General features: G+C 60.2%; 20 protein-coding genes. 8 read left to right on the top strand and 12 right to left on the bottom strand.

Annotated elements, in window-relative coordinates; genetic code table 11:
- The first annotated feature begins 137 nt into the window (after positions 1-137).
- A complete protein-coding gene (locus B9Q17_RS05680; RefSeq protein WP_094624460.1) occupies positions 138-1490 on the top strand; it encodes a CHAD domain-containing protein in 1353 nt (450 codons plus the stop codon).
- 7 nt (positions 1491-1497) lie between these two features.
- Here B9Q17_RS05680 and B9Q17_RS05675 read toward each other — a convergent pair whose 3' ends face one another.
- On the bottom strand, positions 1498-2271 hold the full coding sequence (locus tag B9Q17_RS05675) for a cation diffusion facilitator family transporter (RefSeq protein WP_094624459.1): 774 nt from the start codon (positions 2269-2271) through the stop codon (positions 1498-1500).
- 93 nt (positions 2272-2364) lie between these two features.
- Here B9Q17_RS05675 and B9Q17_RS05670 point away from each other — a divergent pair, with 93 nt between their 5' ends.
- On the top strand, positions 2365-3246 hold the full coding sequence (locus B9Q17_RS05670) for a LysR family transcriptional regulator (RefSeq protein WP_094624458.1): 882 nt from the start codon (positions 2365-2367) through the stop codon (positions 3244-3246).
- Here B9Q17_RS05670 and B9Q17_RS05665 read toward each other — a convergent pair.
- The 4 genes from B9Q17_RS05665 to B9Q17_RS05650 form a co-directional block, all read right to left on the bottom strand.
- On the bottom strand, positions 3243-3470 hold the full coding sequence (locus tag B9Q17_RS05665; RefSeq protein WP_022990620.1) for a DUF3565 domain-containing protein: 228 nt from the start codon (positions 3468-3470) through the stop codon (positions 3243-3245). The two genes, B9Q17_RS05670 and B9Q17_RS05665, sit on opposite strands and share 4 nt — an antisense overlap.
- A 39-nt stretch (positions 3471-3509) precedes the next feature.
- Complete coding sequence (locus B9Q17_RS05660) at positions 3510-4121, bottom strand: outer membrane beta-barrel protein (protein WP_167373009.1); 612 nt, start codon at positions 4119-4121, stop codon at positions 3510-3512.
- A gap of 101 nt (positions 4122-4222) precedes the next feature.
- The gene (rarD, locus tag B9Q17_RS05655; RefSeq protein WP_094624456.1) at positions 4223-5113 is read right to left on the bottom strand and encodes an EamA family transporter RarD; all 891 of its coding nucleotides are present in this window, start codon (positions 5111-5113) and stop codon (positions 4223-4225) included.
- A 7-nt stretch (positions 5114-5120) separates the two neighbouring features.
- Positions 5121-5585, bottom strand: a complete 465-nt coding sequence (locus B9Q17_RS05650; protein WP_094624455.1) for a YchJ family protein — start codon at positions 5583-5585, stop codon at positions 5121-5123.
- Between the two features lie 102 nt (positions 5586-5687).
- Here B9Q17_RS05650 and B9Q17_RS05645 point away from each other — a divergent pair, with 102 nt between their 5' ends.
- Positions 5688-6641 (top strand): sensor domain-containing diguanylate cyclase, encoded by a 954-nt coding sequence (locus tag B9Q17_RS05645; RefSeq protein ID WP_094624454.1) that lies wholly within the window; start codon positions 5688-5690, stop codon positions 6639-6641.
- 27 nt (positions 6642-6668) lie between these two features.
- Here B9Q17_RS05645 and B9Q17_RS05640 read toward each other — a convergent pair whose 3' ends face one another.
- Positions 6669-7094 (bottom strand): hotdog fold thioesterase, encoded by a 426-nt coding sequence (locus B9Q17_RS05640; RefSeq protein WP_022990615.1) that lies wholly within the window; start codon positions 7092-7094, stop codon positions 6669-6671.
- Between the two features lie 148 nt (positions 7095-7242).
- On the opposite strand from B9Q17_RS05640, the gene B9Q17_RS05635 reads away from it, so the two are divergent.
- Positions 7243-7707, top strand: coding sequence for a c-type cytochrome (locus B9Q17_RS05635; RefSeq protein WP_094624453.1), 465 nt, complete (start codon positions 7243-7245; stop codon positions 7705-7707).
- Between the two features lie 13 nt (positions 7708-7720).
- On the opposite strand, the gene B9Q17_RS05630 is transcribed toward B9Q17_RS05635, so the two are convergent.
- Positions 7721-8407, bottom strand: a complete 687-nt coding sequence (locus B9Q17_RS05630) for a cytochrome b/b6 domain-containing protein (RefSeq protein WP_094624452.1) — start codon at positions 8405-8407, stop codon at positions 7721-7723.
- Between the two features lie 120 nt (positions 8408-8527).
- Positions 8528-9304, bottom strand: a complete 777-nt coding sequence (locus tag B9Q17_RS05625; protein ID WP_244177319.1) for a substrate-binding periplasmic protein — start codon at positions 9302-9304, stop codon at positions 8528-8530.
- A gap of 165 nt (positions 9305-9469) precedes the next feature.
- Here B9Q17_RS05625 and B9Q17_RS05620 point away from each other — a divergent pair, with 165 nt between their 5' ends.
- Complete coding sequence (locus B9Q17_RS05620; RefSeq protein WP_094624450.1) at positions 9470-10153, top strand: type 1 glutamine amidotransferase domain-containing protein; 684 nt, start codon at positions 9470-9472, stop codon at positions 10151-10153.
- Between the two features lie 87 nt (positions 10154-10240).
- Here the strand turns inward: B9Q17_RS05620 and B9Q17_RS05615 are convergent, their stop codons facing one another.
- Positions 10241-11353, bottom strand: a complete 1113-nt coding sequence (locus B9Q17_RS05615) for an S-(hydroxymethyl)glutathione dehydrogenase/class III alcohol dehydrogenase (RefSeq protein ID WP_094624449.1) — start codon at positions 11351-11353, stop codon at positions 10241-10243.
- 152 nt (positions 11354-11505) lie between these two features.
- Between B9Q17_RS05615 and B9Q17_RS05610 the strand changes: the two genes are divergently transcribed.
- On the top strand, positions 11506-12780 hold the full coding sequence (locus B9Q17_RS05610) for a DASH family cryptochrome (RefSeq protein ID WP_094624448.1): 1275 nt from the start codon (positions 11506-11508) through the stop codon (positions 12778-12780).
- 124 nt (positions 12781-12904) lie between these two features.
- Positions 12905-13300, top strand: a complete 396-nt coding sequence (locus B9Q17_RS05605; protein WP_094624447.1) for a YkvA family protein — start codon at positions 12905-12907, stop codon at positions 13298-13300.
- 10 nt (positions 13301-13310) lie between these two features.
- Here B9Q17_RS05605 and B9Q17_RS05600 read toward each other — a convergent pair whose 3' ends face one another.
- Both B9Q17_RS05600 and B9Q17_RS05595 read right to left on the bottom strand, forming a co-directional pair.
- Positions 13311-16472 carry an efflux RND transporter permease subunit gene (locus tag B9Q17_RS05600; protein ID WP_094624446.1) on the bottom strand — a complete coding sequence of 1054 codons (3162 nt, stop codon included), beginning with the start codon at positions 16470-16472 and terminating at the stop codon, positions 13311-13313.
- Positions 16469-17707 carry an efflux RND transporter periplasmic adaptor subunit gene (locus B9Q17_RS05595; RefSeq protein WP_094624445.1) on the bottom strand — a complete coding sequence of 413 codons (1239 nt, stop codon included), beginning with the start codon at positions 17705-17707 and terminating at the stop codon, positions 16469-16471. The genes B9Q17_RS05600 and B9Q17_RS05595 overlap by 4 nt, the downstream gene beginning before the upstream one ends.
- A gap of 135 nt (positions 17708-17842) precedes the next feature.
- Here B9Q17_RS05595 and B9Q17_RS05590 point away from each other — a divergent pair, with 135 nt between their 5' ends.
- Positions 17843-18289, top strand: coding sequence for a potassium channel family protein (locus tag B9Q17_RS05590; protein WP_094624444.1), 447 nt, complete (start codon positions 17843-17845; stop codon positions 18287-18289).
- 5 nt (positions 18290-18294) lie between these two features.
- Here B9Q17_RS05590 and B9Q17_RS05585 read toward each other — a convergent pair whose 3' ends face one another.
- Positions 18295-21525 carry an efflux RND transporter permease subunit gene (locus B9Q17_RS05585; RefSeq protein WP_094624555.1) on the bottom strand — a complete coding sequence of 1077 codons (3231 nt, stop codon included), beginning with the start codon at positions 21523-21525 and terminating at the stop codon, positions 18295-18297.
- Position 21526: the final 1 nt, after the last annotated feature.

The following is a 21526-nucleotide window of genomic DNA, read 5'->3' as shown; positions in this document are numbered from 1 at the left end:
ATTGGTCTGAACTGTTCAGGGAACGGTAAAACATGATACCTGCGGCAGCCCCCAACGCCAATCCGGCGCCGTCATGTAAACGACTTGCAGCTGTGCCACACTGACCGCTGACCGAGTGCACAATCAGGACGAGCACCATGAAGCACCTGTTTCTTATCCGCCACGCCAAATCCAGCTGGGCCGATGAAGGCCTGGCCGACCGGGACCGCCCCCTGAACAACCGGGGCGAGCAGCAGCTTCAGCCTCTGGGCAAGGCCCTTCAACGGCTGGCAGTGTTCCAGTCGAGCGACGTCTTTGCCAGCGATGCAACCAGGGCCCGGCAAACCGCCCGGGGCATTCTGCCGGCGGACTTCCCCTCAGACCGGTTTCATATAGACCCGGGCCTCTATACTTTCGACTTCAAACGTCTTCTGGAGTGGCTGAAAAAGCAGGATGACGGGATCGAAAGGGTCGCTATTATCGGCCATAACCCGGCGCTGCAGGAGCTGGCCGACTGGCTGGCAAAGCACGCGCCGATGGCCCTGCCCACCGCCAGCTTCCTGCACATTCGCCTGCCGGGTAAGCACTGGCGCAAGCTCGATAAAAACTCCGGCAGTCTGGAACACTTCCTCACACCCAGAAACTACAGTTACCGGGAATTCGAACGCAAACACCGGAACCCGATAAAGCGACCAGCGCCAGGCGCCATTACCGACCTTCCGGCTACCCTGCAGCTTCAGGCTGAGCGCCTGAAACAACTGGAGCCGGGCGTGATACTCGGGCTGGATGACGAATTCCTGCACCAGTACCGCATTGCCCTGCGCCGCAGCCGGGCCCTGGCCGAAGCCATTGCTGAGGTAAGCGGCACCACCCGACTACGCCCGGCCGTTGCCCAACTCAAGCGGCATGCCCGGGCAACCGGCCGGCTGCGGGACCTGCACGTATTCCTGGCCGAATTGCCTACGCTGTGTCCGGAGAACCCGGAGCTACGTGCGGCACTGGAAACCTGGGCCGGAAGCAAGGCCGCCACCCGCCAGAAACGCCTGGCCAAACGCCTCGGCAGCGTCCGCTACCGCAACAGCCTGCACAGCTGGGAAAGCGAAATAGACTCCGGCAAATTTCGTAAACTGGTATCTGGCCTCAGTGGCGGAGACATCCGCAAGGCCATTCTGAAACGGCTGCGGAGTTTCAACCGGGGGACGGCAGAACTGCTGCATACCGCTCCGGATGAAGATTTCCACAAGCTGCGCAAGCAACTCAAACGCATACGTTATTTAATGGAGCTGGACCCGGGGGCGAGAAAGCAGGACCTGAAAACCCTCAGAAAGCGGCAAGACCTTTACGGCCGTTTCCAGGACCTGCACATACAGCTGGAACTGCTGGAACAGTTCCGGAAAGATGCCCCGGAAACCCTGCCGGAGGCGGTTGCCGGGATCATTGACTTGATCGGGCAGGAAAAAGCCGACACCCGCCGCCAGATTCTGGCCATGGGCGGGCTCGGCCTGGGCTGAGCTGGAATCAGATACGCACCATGCGGGCTTCAAGCAACAGGTTGGGGCCCAGCTTGGCCACCTTGACCTGCTCCGGGTTCAGGCCCAGGTCTTCCAGGGTCTCGTGGATGTCGTCCAGGGCGTCGTTCCGGGGTGCCGCCAGCAGCAGTTCCCGAACCGATTCCAGGACCATCTTCACCGGCACGGTCATAAAGTAAACCGAGATCACCAGCATCATCACCGGGTCAGCATACACCGCCAGTTCTGACCACTGGCTGCGCTCAAGCATCCAGGCGGCCGCAAAGCCGATCATGACGGCGGCACTCAGGGCGCTGTCCATCAGCCACTGGCGTTGTTCGGCTTTCACCAGCCCGGAATCATTACGGAAACTCGACCAGCGCAGGTAAACCCACACCGCCAGGCAGCCCACCACGTTCACTGCACCAAAAATCATCGCCATATCCGCAGCAACGGCCCGGCCGCCCTGAAGCAGCGACACCACGGCAGAGGCCAGTGACAGCACACACACCAACCCGATCACCAGGCCTTTCACGGCAATCACCAGCGGCTCCACCGCACCCATTCCGAACGGATAGTCTTCATTGGCGGGCCGGCGCACCAGGCGGGCGGCATAGAGTGACAGCAGCGACAGCCCCAGACTGATCAGGGAATAAGCACCGTCGAAGAGAATAACCAGTGAATCGACCCAAAGGCCCCAGGTAATGCCGGCGAGGGCAAACAGGCCCGCACCCACGGCAGATAACGTCAGCGCCAGATTTTCCCGCGCCAGAGAAGTAAACATTTTGACCTCCTGAGAATTGCCGGCCATATTATCGGCATCATTCAAAAGGCGTGAGTCGCTGAGCGACGGAAAATCCGTCGCATAGGTAAGCCCATGAAAACCTCCCAGATCAAAACCTTCCTTTCCGTGGTACGCAACGGCAGCGTAGCCGCCGCTGCCCGGGAGCTGAACCGCAGCCGCACCACGGTCAGCACCGTGCTCGCATCGCTGGAAGATGAGCTGGGCGTGGAGCTGTTCGAACGCAGTGGCAACCAGCTGCACCTGACCGCCATCGGCCAGTCCATCCTCACCGACTGCCGGCGTTTCGACCAGGTGGCCGGCCAGATACTGGCCCGCTGCCAGCATCACCTGAGCGGAGCCGAATCGGTACTGCGCATTGCCCGGGACGATTCCATTCCAGAGGACATCTGGCGGGACATCCTGCGCCGGCTGAAACAACGCTTCCCCCAAACCAGCCTGTCGATCTATCTTGCCCCTCCGCGAGAGCTGCCACCCCTGGTGCGCAACCAGTCAGTAGATGTGGCCTACGGCCTGATGCCGGAGCTGCTCAATGAAGGTTATCAATGGTTCCGGGAACTGGCAGATGTGCGCATGCTCACCGTGGCCGCGCCCGACCACCCCCTGAGCCAGCTAAAACGCGTTACCCAGGATGACCTGATCAGCCATACGGAAATCACCCTGGCCTACATGCAGGATTCGCTGCTGGTGGCAGAATCCCCGGAAACCGCCAATTACCTGGCCTTCACCCAGTACGAACTGATCCGGGACGCGGTGATGGACGGCGCCGGCTGGGCCGACTTGCCGTTACCTTTGATTGCAGAGGCGTTAAGAAAGGAACAGCTGAAAACCATCCACCATCGAAGTGCCCGCTGGTGGAAGGTGTTCAGCGCACTGGAATCGGAACAGGCGCAAGGGGGCGCCGTGGTAGGCTGGCTGGCCAACGAACTGGAAGCCTATCTGGAGACTCTTTCCTAGGGCTCAGCCTGCTGGCCCGGGCGCTCATCCGCCGGCGCACCGTTGTCGCATTTCACACAGTCCAGCTCGAACCCCAACATGGACTGCCGTCCCTCTACCGTGACAACCCAGGGCCGGTTCACCCAGGGCGGATCATGGCGCACATGCTGATTATGCCCGCAGGCCAGTTGCGCCACCCAGTGGTTTTCATCGTCTTTGTGATAGCCGGTGATGGGCTGTTTCATGTCAAAACCTCACACCGGCTATCAAACGCTATGCCGGCCTCAGAAACGGAATTCAGGCCCGACGGAGAAGATGTGGATATCCGACTCCAGGTTATCAAGGACATCATCACCCACATTCTGCAGGTAGTCCCACTCCAGCCGGAGGCCGAAGGACTCGGTAAAGTCGATGGTCGCGCCGGCGCCAGTGCGGAAAGCCAGGCCAGATTCATGTTCCGAACCGTTAAAGCTCTCAGATAGAACGGTCAGCTTCGCGTCCACATCCTGACGCCAGAACTGCAAACCAGCTTTGGCAAATAATCGAACCGGCCCAAACTCAGGTGTAAAGACAAGCAAAGAACTATCAAACATATGATAGGAGGCATCAATACCAGCGGAAACTAAGTCAGGAATTGCGCCTTCTGCGGACGTTTCATCGATATAGCGATAGCCTGCTTCAAATGCCAGATACTTATCGAAGAAACCGCCCGCGTAAAGCCGACCGCTCAACGCAGTGTCATCACAATCAACACCAGACCAGCCGTCACAAAAATCCTTAACCTCAGCCTGCCCCAGACTGATACCCGCATAGCCTTGCTGTGCCAGCGCCATGGAGGCAGAACCAGACAACGCAACACCGGCTACCAGAGAAGCCATCAACTTACCTGTTTTCATCATTTCATCCTTACCAAAGAAAGGTTTAGCCAACGAATGATAAGGATGGTACCTGCGGAGCCGACATAAACCTGCCTTTACTCCGCATATTTTGCAGGATTTTACACAGTGCGTGCCCGCCCGACCCAGGCAGACCACGAGTAAAGCGCCAGCGCTACCCAGATCATCACAAAACTCAGTAACTTTGCGGTGCTCAGTGGTTCATGGAAGATATAAAGCGCGATCAGAAACTGGATGGTGGGGTTGATGTACATAAGAAAACCCACGGTGGAGAGCTTCAGCCGCCGGGCGGCACCGGCAAACGCTAACAGGGGAATAGCCGTGACTGCACCACTGGAGAGCAACAGCAGCGTGCTGTAAGCAGACTCGGTAAAGTGCGAAAGATTCTGCGAAGACAACCAGACCAGTGTCAGCAACCCCAGCGGCAGCAGCAACAGGGTTTCCACAAACAGGCCGGACAGACCATCCAGTTCCACCTTCTTGCGCAGCAAACCATAGGTGCCAAAGCTGAAGGCCAGCGCCAGGGTTATCCACGGCAGCTCGCCCAGCAGGAAGAACTGGTAGAGGATGGCAACGCCGGCCATCACAACCGCCACCACCTGCAGGCGGGAAATACGCTCACCGAGTATCAACAAGCCCATGGCGACGTTCACCAGGGGCGTAAGAAAGTAGCCCAGGCTGGCCTGCAGCACATGGCGGGTTTCCACTGCGTAGATATAAATACCCCAGTTAGCGGCAATAAACACCGAGCAGCCCAGTACAAAGCCCAGGTTTTTCGGCTGTTTCAGAGCTGCGGTGACTGGTAGCCAGCGCCGAAGCAGAGAAATCACGACCGCTAGGAACAGGCATGACCAGATCACCCGGTGGATGAGCACCTCCCAGGCCGGAATACCCTCAAACAGGGCAAAGTACAGGGGAAAACTGCCCCACATGGTGTAGGCCGCCAGGCCATAGGCCACACCCTTGCCGGTTTCCGGCACTGTATTGGTCATAGCAGGTTCACCCGTTCAGGCAGCAGGATTTGTACTTTCGCCCGCTGCCACAGGGGCAGGGCTCGTTACGGCCGGGCTTGAGGGTACCTTCGCTGGTTTCACCGGCCACGTAGAACCAGTGCCCGCCTTCTTTGACGAAGTCCGAGTGTTCTTCCAGGTATCCCCAACCAGATCCTGTCCGGTAGATGGCCCGAAAATGAACCTGGCCTTTCGCTCCCTGCTCACCGGCACTGAAAATCTGCAAAGCTGTCCACTCGGGAGAACCGTCCAGTGACAAGCTTTCCGGGCGGGTGTCCGGGTGCCAGGTAGCCAGCAGGTAGTTGCTGTCTCCGGTTACAAAGGCTGTGAAGCGGGAGCGCATCAGGGCCTCGGGCGACGGTGCGGGAGCACCGGCATGCCAACGACCACAACAGGCCGAATAAACCTCGCCACTGCCACAGGGGCAAATCTGGCCGCCATTAGAATCAGACATAGTTAATTACCACAATCGGTATCAATTTCAGTACAGACAACCTGTGTAAAAAAAGGCCATACTGCAGTGATGACAGGAAACCGTACAAACGAAAACAACGCAATGAAATCAGGTATCCCCTCTCTCAACCTGCCTGCCGATGCAGGCCTTCCTGCCTCCGGGACCACTCCGGCGGCCGGGCTTCAGGCTGTACTCGATAACCTTGATGCCCTGGTTTACGTTTCCGACTTCCAGACCCACGAGTTGCTGTATATGAACGCCTACGGCCGGCGCACCTGGGGCAACATCGAGGGCCGAAAATGCTGGCAGGTGCTGCAAGACAGCGATGGCCCCTGCAGCTTCTGCACCAATCACCTGCTGCTGGCCGAAGACGGCACCCCCAACCCGCCCCATGTGTGGGAATTCCAGAACCAGCTGGATAACCACTGGTACCAGTGCCGTGACCAAGCCATCCGCTGGACAGACGGCCGGCTGGTGCGACTGGAAATTGCCACCGATATCACCCGGCGCAAGCAGGTGGAACTGGAACTCCAGGAGGCTCACCAGCAAGCCCAGGCCGCAGCCCTGGAAGACGAGCTGACCGGCCTTCACAACCGCCGCGCCTTCTACGAGTTTGGCGGGCAATTGCTCCGCCACGCCAAGCGCCACGCCAGCCCGCTGACCATGGTGATGATGGACCTGGACTACTTCAAGCAGGTTAACGACACCTATGGCCACGATGCCGGCGACGAAGCGCTCCGGCAGATCGCCCGACTGCTGCAGAACCGGGTTCGGGAATCGGACATTGTCGCCAGGTTGGGGGGCGAAGAGTTCGCGCTACTGCTGCCGGACACCACGATGGGTGAAGCCATCGAGCTGACGGAGCGGATGCTTGAAATGCTCAACGAGCTGGTCATCCAGCACAAAGGTCGTTCCATTCGCGCCAGCGCCAGCTTTGGCATTACCCGCCTCATTGTGGGCGACCAGACCCTGGAAGACCTGATGCACCGGGCCGACCGGGCACTCTACCAATCCAAGGATCAGGGCCGGGGCCGGGTCAACACCTGCTCGGACTGACCCCGCTTCCGGGTATACGGCCGCTCGTTATGGCCGCTTGGTAACCGCCATGGTCAGGCGCGAGATGCAGGTTACCTTGCCCTGTTCGTTCTCAAGCCGGATTTCCCAGACCTGGGTCGCACTGCCGATATGCAGGGCACGGGCGGTTCCGTAGACCCAGCCGCCGGTAACCGGGCGGATGTGGTTGGCATTGATATCCAGGCCAACGGCCACGGTGTTCTTATCTTTCAGGCAACAGTTGGCCGCCATGCTGCCCAGCGTTTCCGCCAGCAATACCGACGCGCCCCCATGCAGAATGCCAAACGGCTGAACCGTGCGTTCATCGACCGGCATGCGGCCTTTCACATAGTCGTCACCGACCTCAAGGTATTCAATGCCCATGTGACTGACGGCAGTTTTCTGGCTGTGTGCCATCATCTGGTCAAGATCGGGGGTTACTGTCCATATTGCCATGGTGGAATTTCTCCGGATTGAACTTTAGGCTCTTATAACTGTCAGCAATGAGTCTATACAGGTAGCGTGCTCATAACCAAACCTTTATAAGGCATTTTTGCAGCAAGACCAATCAGACCAAACGCAAACCATACGAGAGGGACCTGAAATGAAGAAAACAAGTTTCGTATCCGCCGCCGCTCTGGCGCTGTCTTTCGCCATGCCGGCCAGCGCCCAGATGAGTGTTGAAGACCAGATTGAAGCCCGCCAGGCAGCCTACCAGTTCATGTCCTGGAACATGGGCAAGATCAAGGCGCAGGCGGTCGATGGCGAGGTTGAGTTCAACGCCGACCAGATGAAAGCCGCAGCCAATGCCATTGCCGCAGTGGCCAACTCCGGCATGGGCGCACTCTACAGCCCGGATTCCACCCTGGACAAAGCCGAGAACACCCGCCTGAAGCCTGAGTTTTTCGAGCAGCCGGAAAAAGCCCGTGAAGTGGGCATGAACTTCGGCCGTGAAGCCAACAAGCTGCAAGAAGTTGCTGCTAGCGGTGATAAAGCCGCCCTGGCGCGCCAGTTTGCTGCCGTGGGCGAGACCTGCAAGGCCTGCCACGACAACTTCCGCGCGAAGTAAGACTGCCCCGGGCTTACCACCCCAGGTTCTGGGGTGCGGGCTCCGGTGCCGGTGGCGGCGAGACAAAGCTGCCACTGGCACCGACAACCACAATCCCCGCCAGCACCAGTGAAATCACAAACGCTACCGCACCACCGCCTCGGGCATCTTCCGCCAGGCCTTTCTCAACCGGCTTTTTACCGGTGATCATCGGCTTCAGCAGATTGTCTTTCTTCACTTTTGAGTACAGCACTACCGCTGCCACGTGCAGGATGACCAGCCCGTACAAGAACCATTCCGTCAAACGGTGCCAACTGCTGAGGGTATCGCTCCAGGCCGATGACACCAGCGGAGTCAGTGGGCCGTTAAAGGCAATTTCATCGTTGGCGAACAGCCCGCTTGCCGCCTGGAAGCCGAACAGGCCGATCAGCGCCAGCACGGAAAGCGCCCCCAGCGGGTTGTGGCCTACCCCCTGCCAGCGTCCGCGCACATAATCGATGATGGCTCCCGGCCCACGAACAAAGCTGGCAAACCGGGCATAGGTAGAGCCGGTAAAACCCCAGATAATACGGAACGACAACAGCCCGACTACTGCCAGGCCAAAGCGTTCATGCCAGTCAATCGCGCCCGATTTAATACTGATCACGGCACCCACGGCCGCCAGTACCAGCAACCAGTGAAACAGGCGTGTCGGTAAATCCCATAACCGAATGGTTGTCATACGAGTTCCTTATTCTCACAACAGGTTCTGCCTCAAGACAACCGTGAGCATACTAAGTTCCGTTAATGGTGGGCAGACCGGGATCAAATTCCGATAAGGGAGGGGCTCCCGACAGGCGTGTCAGGGAAGCGGCTGTTCCAGGTACTTCAGCACCAGGTTCTCCCGGATGCCTTCACGCTCGATCAGCTTCAGGGCAGCCCGGATATCATCGGCATAGCGAACGGCCGGTGATTGCCCGGACACCACAATCCAGGATCGCTCCCCCGGCACAAAAAACGGTGAGACCCGGGCCTCAATACCCAGATTCTTTGCTGTGTACAGCCCCACCAACTCCGGCGCAATGACCACATCCACCCGGCCCTTCTGCATCATCAACATCAGGTTTTCGTAATGGGCAGCCGAGGCCCTCATCAATTCCGAGTCTTTATCGAACCGGCTGAAATAACTACCACCTTCCAGTACGCCGATGGTTTTGCCATAAAGGTCCTGGTAGCGATCTACACGATTGGCGTCATCCAGGTAGAAAAACAACCGCCGCTCAGGCGGGAAGGCCGGCGCCACAAACTCCATCCACTGCTCCCGGGCACCGTTGCGCACCAGGCCCAGCATCATGTCGATCTCGCCCTGCTGCAGCATCAGCTGCAGCCGGCGAAACGGTGCTTCCCGGTATTCGACCGCCCAGCCAAGGCGACTGGTCATTTCCTCGAACATATCCAGGTACAGCCCGGTCTTCCGGTCCGACTCCAGGATCCGGTAAGGTGGCGCGTGATCCACACCGACCACCACCGTCAACGGCTCCACGGTTTCTGTCCCCTGCTGCGACCATGCAGGCGCTGCAGCCAGCACGAACAGGCACAGCATGGCTGCCTTGATGAGCGTTACCTTTATTGCGGACACTTTCCCTGACCCATTGAGCAATATGTAACCGGAGTATAGACACTCCGGGCATCCATTCCCGCCTTATTGCCGTAATTCCTGTTGAAATTTGCATCCCGGGCCACCACTAATTGTGGAGTAACGCCCGAACAAACTCCCCGATTCCCGACAGGAGGATCGACCGATATGAAAATTCTGATGGTACTGACATCCCACGACCAGATGGGCGACACCGGCCATAAAACCGGATTCTGGCTGGAAGAATTCACCGCGCCCTTCTACGTATTCAAGGATGCTGGCGCGGATATCACCCTGGCTTCTCCTAAAGGCGGCCAGCCGCCGGTAGACCCTAACAGCGAAGCAGAAGACGCACTCACTGATTCCACCCGACGCTTCATGGCAGATACCCATGCCAAGGAAATGCTGGCCAGCACCAAAAAACTGGCCGACGTGGACATGAACCAGTACGACGCCATTTTCTACCCCGGCGGACACGGTCCACTGTGGGACCTGGCCGAGGACGACAAGTCTGTCGCCCTGATCAAGACCGCCTACGAGCAGGACAAGGTGATCGGTGCCGTGTGCCACGCCCCCGCCGTATTCAAGAATGTGTTCGTAAAGCCAGACCAGAACATCGTAGGTGGCCGCGAAGTTACCGGCTTCAGCAACACGGAAGAAGACGCGGTACAGCTCACCAACATCGTGCCCTTCCTGCTGGAAGACATGCTCAAGCAGAACAACGGCCGCTACAGCCGCGGCGATGACTGGGCACCGCACATTGTGGTGGACGGCAAGCTGATTACCGGCCAGAACCCGGCGTCCTCTGAGGGTGCCGCGAAGGCTGTGTTGCAGGCTTTGCAGGAAAGCTGACAGTGTCCTGAAGCATGAAAGCAAAGGGGAGGCCGGCGGCCTCCCCTTTGTGGTTTCAGAACACTGCCGCGAACACGGCTGGTCCGGTCAGAAGTGAATCACCGACCGGATGCTCTTACCCTCGTGCATCAGGTCAAACGCCTTGTTGATGTCTTCCAGCTTCATCTCGTGAGTGATGAACACATCCAGCGGGATTTCACCTTTCTCGGCTTTTTCCACGTAAGACGGCAGCTCGGTGCGGCCTTTCACGCCACCGAAGGCGGAACCGCGCCATACCCGGCCGGTTACCAGCTGGAACGGGCGGGTGCTGATCTCTTCACCGGCACCAGCCACGCCGATGATGGTGCTTTCACCCCAGCCCTTATGGCAGGCTTCCAGCGCGGCACGCATCAGCTTCACGTTGCCCACACACTCGAAGGTGTAGTCGGCACCGCCATCGGTCATTTCGATGATGACTTCCTGGATCGGCTTGTCGTAATCGTTCGGGTTAACCACATCGGTAGCACCCAGCTGTTTGGCGATGTCGAACTTGCCCGGGTTGATGTCGACGGCAATGATGCGACCAGCCTTGGCCATGGTCGCACCGATGATGGCTGCCAGGCCGATGCCACCCAGACCAAAGATAGCCACAGTCGCACCTTCCTCAACCTTGGCTGTGTTCAGTACCGCACCGATGCCGGTGGTTACGCCACAACCCAGCAGGCACACCTTGTCCAGGGGCGCTTCCTTGGGGATCTTGGCCAGGGAGATTTCCGGCAGCACGGTGTATTCAGAGAAGGTGGAGCAGCCCATGTAGTGGTACAGCGGCTGGCCCTTGTAGGAGAAGCGGGAGGTGCCGTCCGGCATCACACCCTTGCCCTGGGTTTCACGCACAGCGCCACACAGGTTGGTCTTGCCGGAGGTGCAGAATTTACACTTGCCACACTCGGCTGTGTACAGCGGAATCACGTGGTCGCCCACTTCCAGGCCGGTTACACCCGGGCCCACGGCTTCGACAATGCCGCCACCCTCGTGGCCCAGAATGGTCGGAAACAGGCCCTCGGGGTCAGCGCCGGACAGGGTGTAGGCATCGGTATGGCACACACCGGTTGCCACGATCTTCACCAGCACTTCGCCTTCCTTGGGTGGTGCCACATCCACTTCAACAATTTCCAGCGGTTTATTGGCTTCAAATGCCACAGCTGCGCGGGATTTGATCACGTTCAGTCTCCTCGTTTCCGTTTGGTCGGGTCAGGCTTGCGGGATACACTCTTAACTTTAACACGCCTGCCGGCTGCAGGCTTTCCCGCGCTGCAATCTCATACGCAGGCGCGGGCGTATAGATTCCCGAACTGTCAGAAAGGGCCCTTCAGGTGCGCACACTCTACTGGTTTACCCGCGATCTTCGCATGCACGACAACGCCGCCCTGCTGGCCGCCGGCCGCTCAGACATGCTGCTGTGCGTGTACGTGGTAGAGCCCCGCTGGTTCCAACCCGGGCCGCTCGGGCTCAGTGCCATGGGCGAACACCGCTGGCGTTTCCTGTGGCAAAGCCTGATGACCCTGGAACGCAATCTCCGGCCCCTTGGCCAGCGCCTCCACATCGCGTTTGGGGAGCCGGAAAACGTGCTTCCCGAACTGGTACAACAACACCAGGTCAACCAGGTAATCCGCACCCGGCAGCCAGGCACAGAAGAAGCTAGTCAATGGCAGGGCCTTCAGGAGAAGCTGCCGGATGTGCACTTCCAGCAATTTGAAACCCTGAGCCTGTTCACTGAAAAATCCCTGCCCATGGACCTGGCCGACTTACCCCACACCTTCTCCCAGTTCCGCAAGCTGGTGGAGAAACAGGGTGACCGCTGCACCGACCGGCTACGCATCCGCACCATGACGGCCCTGCCGCCGCCTCCGGGATTTGCGAAGGACAACCGGGGCGATTGCCCACCGATTACCGAACCGGAACACGATGCCGGCTTCCGGGGTGGTGAAGAAGCCGGGCTGCGGCAATTGCGGGAATACCTGTTTGTCAGCCATGGCATAGCCCGCTACAAGGAAACCCGCAACGCACTGGATGATCCGCTGGCGTCATCCCGCCTGTCACCCTGGCTGGCCAACGGCTGCCTGTCGGTGCGCGAGGTGACCGGCATGATTGACGAATACGAGCAGTCCGAAACCCGCAACGATTCCACCTACTGGCTGTGGTTCGAGCTTCTGTGGCGGGAATACTTCTACTGGTACGCCATGAAACACGGCCGCCGGCTGTTCCTGCGGGATGGCGTACAACAGCAAAGCCGTGACACCGCCTTCCACCGGCCGGATTTCGAGAGCTGGTGCCAGGGCACCACACCCTACCCGCTGGTCAACGCCGCCATGAACCAGCTCCGGCTCACCGGCTATATCAGCAACCGGGCACGGCAACTGGTGGCCAGTTGCCTGGTCAATGAACTGGCCCAGGACTGGCGTTACGGCGCCGCCTGGTTTGAGCAGCAACTGGTGGACTACGATGTTGCCAGCAACTACGGCAACTGGCAGTACCTGGCCGGCGTGGGCGCAGACCCCCGTGGATTGCGCCAGTTTAATCTGGACAAGCAAGCCAGCCAGTACGATCCTGAAGGGCATTTCGTGGCACGCTGGCAAGGCGAAGCCTGAATATCATGCCGGGCTGGTAACAACCCTGCCACCCAGGGCCTCAAGGGAGCCGGCCTGGGGAAGCGGATTTTTGTCGGCTGACGGGTTATCTTGGGCGCACCAACGTTTAGTAAGGTAAGAGTGTATGGCGTGGATTACAGATAAAACGGCTAAGCATCAGCTGGACAAGGAAGCCAGCCAGGTTCACAAAGAGGACCTGCAATCCCTGCTGGAACGACAGAAAGCCATCGAAGACAAAGTGAAGAACAGCGGCAAGCTCAAGCGTTTTGGCACCGACATCCACCTGATGTTCTCGCTGATCCGGGACTACTGGCGCGGCGACTACCGGGCAATTCCCTGGAAATCCATTGCCGCCATCGCAGGCGCCCTGCTGTACGTGATGAACCCGCTGGACCTGATTCCGGACCTCATTTTCGGCTTTGGCCTGCTGGATGATGCCGGCGTGGTTGCCCTGTGCCTGAAACTGGTGGAATCCGACCTGCACAAGTACGCGGCCTGGAAAGACCTCAAGGAAACCTGAGTAACGGCACTCAGGCTTCCGACACCTCCGGCTGCGGGCCCCGACGGCTGGCCCGCCATTCCCGGAACTGCTCCACCCAGGACAACAGGGCCGGAACAACCAGCAACACCAGGAAGGTCGCCAACCCCAGGCCAAAGGCGATGGATGTCGCCATCGGAATCAGGAACTGGGCCTGCAGGGAGGTTTCAAACAGCAGGGGCAACAGACCGCCGATGGTAGTCAGGGAGGTCAGCAACACTGCCCGCACCCGCTGCACCGCCGCTTCGTTCAGGGCATCGGTAATGCCCAGGCCTTTCTGGCGTTGCTGGTTGTAGAAAGCCACCAGGATAATCGCGTTGTTGACCACGATACCGGACAGGCCGAACAGACCAAACAGTGACAGAATCGTCAGCTGAAGCCCCATGATCCAGTGCCCCAACAGGGCACCCACCAGGGCGAACGGGATGATGGCCATCACAATCAGCGGCAGACTCCAGGACGCAAACACCCAGGCCAGCACCACGTACATCAGCGCAACACCGATCACCAGGCCGGTTTTCATGTCGTCCATGGTTTCGCGCTGGTCAGCGGAACGGCCTTCGAAGCTGTAACGCACACCATAACGGCTGGCAATATCCGGCAGCGCGCCGGCCTGCAGGCTCTCGATCACCTGGTCGGTCGTGGCCACCCGGGTATTGAGTGCCGACGTCACTTCCACCGCCAGCTTGCCATCGGCGTGGCGCAGAGCCTGGAAGCCCTGACGGTGATCCAGGTTCATCACCTGGGCCAGGGGCACAAACCGGCCGTCGGGCAGGCGCACGGTCATGCGCTCGAGGGTGGAATACTGTTCCCGCTGATCCCGGGGCAGCTGCACCCGCACTTCCACTTCGTCGCGGCCATCCTGGTAGATCTGCGCAATCCGGCCGTCAAAGGCGGCCCGCAACTGCCGGCCAAGATCCACCGTGGTCAGGCCCATGGCCTCACCAAACGGGCTCACCTGGTAGATCAGTTGTTCCCGGCCCCAGGGCATGTCGTCTTCCACATCCAGCACCCCGGGCAGGGTGCTCAGGGCCTGGGCCACTTCATCGGCGGCCCGTTTCAGGTTTTCTGCGTTATCGCCGGTCAGGCGTACGTTCACATCCCGCCCCGGAGGCCCGGCCTGGCGTTCATTGATGTTCAGGGCATCCAGCCCGGCGGGCAGCGCCATGCGGCTGCGCCATTCCCGCATGAACTCCGGGTTGCGAACGTCCCGCCGGTCCGACGGCACCAGCTCCACCAGCATGGAGCCCAGTTCGTCATCGTTACGGGAGCTGCCCTCGGCACCCTGGGTGGCCCCGAAGGTGGTTACCGCATGGCGGATCAGGTTACCGCCCAGGGCCTGTTCGGTTTCGTTCAGGGTCTGCTGCATCTGGCGCATGAAATCTTCCACGGTGCCTTTGTCCGTGCCGGCCACAAAGCTGGCATTGGCATAGAACACGGAAGGCTCCGGTGTGGGGAAGAAGTTAAAGCCCAGGCGGCCGCCGGCCAGCAGGCCCACCGTCACAATCGCCAGGGCCAGGGCGCTGGCCACGGTGGCGCCGCGGTGTTTCAGGCTGTACCGGGAAAACCGGCGGAACGGGCCTTCCCGGAAACGATCAAATCTCTGCTCAAAACGATCCCGGAACCGGCTTACCGGGTTGCCGCGTGGGCGCGCGCCCTGCTCCGGTAGCTTGTCGCCCTTGTCCTTGACCACAAAGGCATGGCGCAGGTGCGCCGGTAATACCACAAAGCATTCCAGCAACGACGCCACCAGAACACAGATCATCACCAGCGGAATATCGCCCAGAATGTTGCCGATAATGCCGCCCACCACCAGCAGTGGCATAAAGGCAGCCACCGTGGTCAGGGACGAGGCCAGCACCGGCCACACCATGCGCTTGGCGGCGCCTTCGGCGGCGTAGATGGATTGCTCCCCCATGCGGGCATGGGCGTCGGCATCCTCGCCCACCACGATGGCGTCATCCACAATCACCCCCAGAGCCATGATCAGGGCAAACAGCGACATCATGTTGATGGAGCCACCCAGCAACCACAGCACCGCCAGCGCGGCCATAAAGGCGGTGGGAATACCGATGGCCACCCAGGCCGCCACCCGGCCGGGCAGGAACAGGTACAACAGGGCAATCACCAGCACCAAGCCGCTGAGGCCGTTATTCACCAGCAGGGAAATCCGGTCTTCCAGCAGCTGCCAGGTTTCGTCATACACCTGCATTTTGATGGTGGGTGGTAATACCGGGCGGGTGTCTTCCAGCCAGCTTTCCAGCACCCGGGCCGCCGCCAGCGAATTGCCGTTCTCCGCCCGCTGCAATTGCAGCTCCACCGCCGGCAGGCCTTCGTTTTCCATCACCGTCTGGTTGTCCCGGGCTTCCTGGCGAATGATGGCGATATCACCCAGCTGCAAGCGAATGCGGTCTCCGCTGAGTACCGGAATCGTTTCAAAAGCCTGGGGGCTGCGACGCTGCTCTACCGAACGTAATTCCCGGGTGGCGTCCTGCTGGGCCATCATGCCGGCGGGCAAATCCCGGGACAGGGAAGCAACGCGGTCAGCAATCTGCTCCAGCGACAGCCGCAGGGTTTCCAGGCGTTCTACCGGCACATCCACACTGACCTGCTGTTCAGGCAGGCCGCGGATGTTGATGCGGTCAATACCCCGCTCCAGCAGCTCGTCTTCAAACCGGTACACCAGCTGGCGCAGCTCGCTGCGGTCTACCTCGCCGTATACCAGTAGCCGGGCCACCGGTTCATAACGCTCCACCCGGGCTACCTGGGGTTCCTCGGCATCCCCGGGCAGGTTGTTGAATTCATCCACCTGCTGGCGCACATCGTCCACCGCCTGGATCGGGTCGGTGCCTTCATGGAATTCCAGACTGATGGATGACACCCCCTGGGCGGAGGTGGATGTCATCTTTTTCAGGCCATCGACACTGCGCAGGCGCTGCTCCAGCGGGTCGGTGATACCTCGCTCCACGTCTTCCGCAGAGGCACCACTCCAGACCACCCGCACACTGACCACGTCCAGGGCGAAAGTGGGGAAAAACTGGATATTCATGCGGGTAAGCGCCAATGCGCCACCCAGCAACATCACCAGCATCACCAGGTTGCCGGCAACCCGGTGATGAACAAAGAAGCCGATTACGCCCTGCTTGCGCTTCACTGGGCAGGCTCCCCGTCAGCATCTGCCAGTTCAACTTTCAAACCGGTCACAGCATTGGGCAGGTGGGTGGTGATCAGACGGGCACCGGGGGTGAGCTGCTCTCCGGCAATCAGCAACCGGCGTTCGCCGTTTTCGCTGCGGGCCTCGCCGATGCGTTCTACTTTAATCCGCTGCATGCGGCCGTCATCGGTCATCAGGTAAACACTGTCTGCGCCATACAGGGCGCTGAACGGTACCTCCACTGCCTGTTCCCGGGCTGGCCGATCAAGGGTCAGGGGCAGCAATGCTCCGGGCCGCAAGCCACCGGGTTCGCCCTGCAGCTCCAGCACGGCTTCGGTACCGGCGGGGTCCGACAGGCCGGCAAAGCGGGCCAGGACGAATTGATGGCCATTATCTGAAATCGCGGTCAGGGTTTGCCCCTGCCCAAGCGCGGTGATCAGTTCGTTCTGGAATACCTGGGGCACCCGGGCCCGCACTTCCAGGCCCCGGGTGGGATACACCGTCAGCAGAGGCTCGTTGCGGGATACCTGATCGCCTACGGCCACCTCAATGCCGGTCACCACACCGTCAAACGGTGCCACCACCCTGGCCCGGTCGACATCCCGTTCCGTGGCCGCCAGGTTAGCCCGGGCCTGGGCCAGTTTGGCCTCGAGGCTTTGCAGGCGGGCGGGGTGTTCCTGGATAGCCCGCTGCCGGGTGCTGACCGTCAGTTCGGCACGGGCCAGGGCATCGGTTGCCGCCTCTAGGTTTTCCCGGGAGGCCAGGTTGCGCCCCACCAGCGATTCAATACGCTCAAACTGGCGCCGGGCATTGGCAACAATGGCCTGCTCACTTTTCAGGGCTGCCTGGTCGTTGCGGTAGCGCACCTGTTCGGAGCTTATCTGGGCATCCAGGTCATCCACCTGGGCCCGGGCCTGGGCCAATGCCGGGGCGATGTCCGCTTCGTCCAGCGCCAGCAGCAAATCGCCCTGCTTCACGCTCATCCCCTCAGACACCGGGCGCTCCGCCACTCGGCCCGCCAGCGTGGCGGTGATGGTTTGCTGGTCCGGCGCAAGCACCTCGCCATATAGGGGCAATACCGGCACCTGGCTGCCCGGTGTAATGGCTTGCACCTCAACACGCCAGCTGCGTTCCGTGGCCGTAACCTCCGCCGGTTCCGGACGGGTGGCTTTCAGGGCAATAAAAACCAGTACACCGACAGCCAGGATGATCAGGGGTAACAGACGTTTAAACATAGCCAGGTTTCTTGTTCCGGTTGGCAGGGTAGCGTTAACGCGCTAAAACTACTATACAATTTTCAGGGCGGATCCGATTGACCGTACCCTGCGACAAATTCACACAGGCCCCTTCTTGACCAGGAAGCCCGCTCAATGCCGAGCACCTACGACACATTGCTGAACGTTGTCCTGCTCAACTGCGCCCTGGTGTGCATTGTGGTGTTTATCCATAATGAAACCTTGCTGCGCCTGAGCACCATGCTCGGCAAAATGAGAAAGAGCCACCATTTCCGCCTGATTGTGGCGGTATTGGGGTGCCTGATTTCCCACGCACTGCAGGTATGGGTGTTCGCCACCACATTCTGGTTCATGCACCACGCCGACGGCTGGGGCCTGCTGACCGGTAACTTCTCGGGCAGCCTGCTCGATTGCGTCTACTTTTCCTTCACCACGTTCACCACACTGGGCTACGGCGATGTTGTGCCTATGGGCCAGCTGCGCTACCTGACCGGCATTGAGGGGCTTACCGGGTTTCTCCTGCTGACCTGGAGCGCCTCATTCCTGTTCCTGGAAATGCAGCGTTACTGGCCCGCCCGCTAGCGGCTTCAAACCCACTTGCAGCGGGCCAGGGTGTAGTACAGCAGCGGCACCACAATCACCGTGAACAACGTGGACATGGCCAGCCCGAACACCAGCGAAATCGCCAGGCCGTTGAAGATCGGGTCACTGAGGATGAAGTAAGCTCCTACTACGGCAGACACCGCCGTCAGCGCAATGGGCTTGATCCGCACGGCACCGGCCAGAACCACCGCCTTCTCCAGCTCCATGCCTTCGTCCAGCAGCTGCTTGATAAACACCACCAACAGGATGGAATTACGTACGATAATCCCCGCCAGGGCGATCATGCCGATCATACTGGTGGCGGTGAATTCCTTACCCAGAAGGGCATGGCCGGGCATGATGCCGATCATGGTCAGCGGAATCGGCGCCATGATCACCAGCGGCAGGATGTAGGAGCGGAACTGGGCCACCAGCAGTACGAAGATCATGAACACACCCACACTGTAGGCAGCGCCCATATCCCGGAAGGTTTCGTAGGTGATCTGCCACTCGCCATCCCATTTCAGGGTGCCTTTTTCCGGCAGTGGCGGTTGCTGGATAAAGAACTGCTCCGGTGCCTGCTCCTGCTCGTTCAGCAAACTGACCATCCGGAACATGCCGTATAGCGGTGAATCAATCTCGCCGGCCATATCCGCCGTCACGTAGGTCACCGGCAGCAAGTCCTTGTGGTAGATAGCGCCCATCCAGTCCGCTTCCCGCACCTCGGCCACACTGGCCAGCGGCACCAGCTCGCCACTGCGGCTACGCACCTTGATGGACAACAGGGCAGACGGCTGGGCCTTGTCGGCTTCAGACAAAATCACCCTGATTGGCACCGGGTACTTGGCCTGTTCATCGTGCAGGTAACTGACGTTAACCCCGCCCAGGGTCGTCTGCAGGGTGGCCACCACCTGGGCCTGGGACACACCCAGCCGGGCCGCCCGGGCCCGGTCTACCACCACTTCCCATTGCCGGGTGGGTGCTTCCAGGGTGGTGTCGATATCCACCAACCCCTCAATGTTTGCCATATCACCGGCAATCAGCCTGGCTAGCTCGGCTCTGCGGAAAGCATCAGCAGCGTAGACTTCCGCCACCAATGGCGACATCACTGGCGGCCCCGGCGGCACCTCCACCATTTTCACTTTGGCGCCATACCGGTCAGCAATCTCGGTAAGCGGGCCACGAAGGGCCTGGGTGATGTCATGGGAGGGGCGGCTGCGCGCCTCCGCACTGGCCAGGTTGACCTGGATATCACCCTGGTAGGGCTCGCTGCGCAGATAATATTGGCGCACCAGGCCGTTGAAATTGATCGGTGAAGCGGTACCGGCATAGGCCTGCCAGTTATCCACTTCGCCCACGGTTTCCAGGTAATGGCCCATTTCGGTCAGCACCCGCTGGGTTTGCTCCATGGGTGTGCGCTCGGGCATATCCACCACCACCTGCAATTCCGACTTGTTATCGAAAGGCAGCATTTTCAGGATCACCGCCTGGAATACCGGCAAAGAGGCCGCGCCCAGAGTGAGCAGGACCACCCCAAGCGCCAGCAAACGCCGGCGCCAGGCGTGTTCACCCAGAAACGGCCCCAGCACGGTATTGAAGATTTTCAGGGACACCGAGCTGACGCCATCGGCAGAGCTGCCGGAATCGCCACCCTCTTCCAGGGCCTCGCCTTTCTTGTGCTTGAGCAGCCGGAAGGCCAGCCAGGGCGCCACCACAAACGCCACAACCTGGGACACCACCATGCCGGCCGATGCGTTGATCGGAATCGGGCTCATGTAGGGGCCCATCAGCCCGGACACAAACGCCATGGGCAGCAGGGCCGCCATGATGGTCAGGCTGGCCATGATGGTGGGTGTACCCACTTCATCCACTGCTACCGGGATAATATCCTTGATGGCCCTGCGGCTGTTCTGGATGCGACGGTTAATGTTCTCGGTGATGACAATGCCGTCGTCCACCAGGATGCCGATGGAGAAAATCAGCGCGAACAGCGAGACACGGTTGAGGGTAAAGCCCCAGGCCCAGGAAAACACCAGGGTCAGCAGCAGGGTGATCAGCACCGAAATACCGACGATCAGCGCCTGGCGCCAGCCCATAAAGGCGAGCACCAGCAGCATCACCGCCAGGGTGGCGGAGACCAGGTCGGAAATCAGCTTCTGCGCCTTGTCAGACGCGGTCACTCCGTAGTCACGGGTTACCAGTACCTCTACGTCGGCCGGCAGTGCCCGGTTGCGCAGCTGGTCCAGGCGCTGTTCGATCGCGGTAGTGATATCGATGGCGTTTTCACCCGGTTTCTTGGCAATCGCGAGGGTGACCGCAGGGTAGACATCGCCGGCCTTCCCTGCCCGTTCATCCCCATGGGCCGGTCCGAAGCCCGCCAGCACGCTCTGGTCGGGTACGGTACTGCCGCGACGAACCTCCGCCACATCATCCAGGTACACAGCCGCGCCCTGGTGCATCCCCACCACCAGGCGCTTTACGTCTTCGAGGGACTGCAACAGGGTACCGGCCTGCACCGGTATCGAGAGATTATCCCGGGTTACCCGGGCTTCCTGGCTGGAGGCGTTGGCAGACTGCAGGGCACTTTCGATATCCGCCGTGGTCAGGCCGAAACCGGCCAGCAGCGCCGGATCAAATACGATATCCACCCGGTCGGGCACGCCGCCCACTGTGTAGATATCCCGGGTACCGGGTACCCGCTTCAGGGCCACTTCCAGCATATGGGCCAGGCGGGTAAGTTCTTCCCCGCTGTGGGTGCCGGTGGGGTCATACAGTGTCAAGGTCATCACCGGCACATCATCAATGCCCCGGGGTTTTATGACCGGCTGGGAGGCGCCGAGATTCTGCGGCAACCAGTCCTGGTTCGAATACACCTGGTTGTACAGCCGAACCAGGGCGTCCTGGCGGGCGATGCCCACCTCGAACTGCACGGTGATCACCGCCTGGCCCTGGCGGGACACGGAATACACGTGCTTCACGCCCTTGATTTCGCTCATTACCTGCTCGGCAGGTGTGGCAATGGCGCTTTCAACCTCCCGGGTGCTGGCACCGGGCATGGCCACCATGATATCCACCATGGTGACATCGATCTGAGGCTCTTCTTCCTTGGGTGTCACCACGACAGACAAGACACCAAGAATAATCGCAAGGATCGCCAGCAGCGGCGTCAGGTGGTTGTTCTGGAATACCCGGGCAATGGCTCCGGACGGGCCGACCGGCGGCAGGTTATCACTCACG

The organism is Marinobacter vinifirmus (genome assembly GCF_002258215.1).
Classification (GTDB): Bacteria; Pseudomonadota; Gammaproteobacteria; order Pseudomonadales; family Oleiphilaceae; genus Marinobacter; species Marinobacter vinifirmus.
This window is presented reverse-complemented; position numbering and strand designations above follow the sequence as displayed.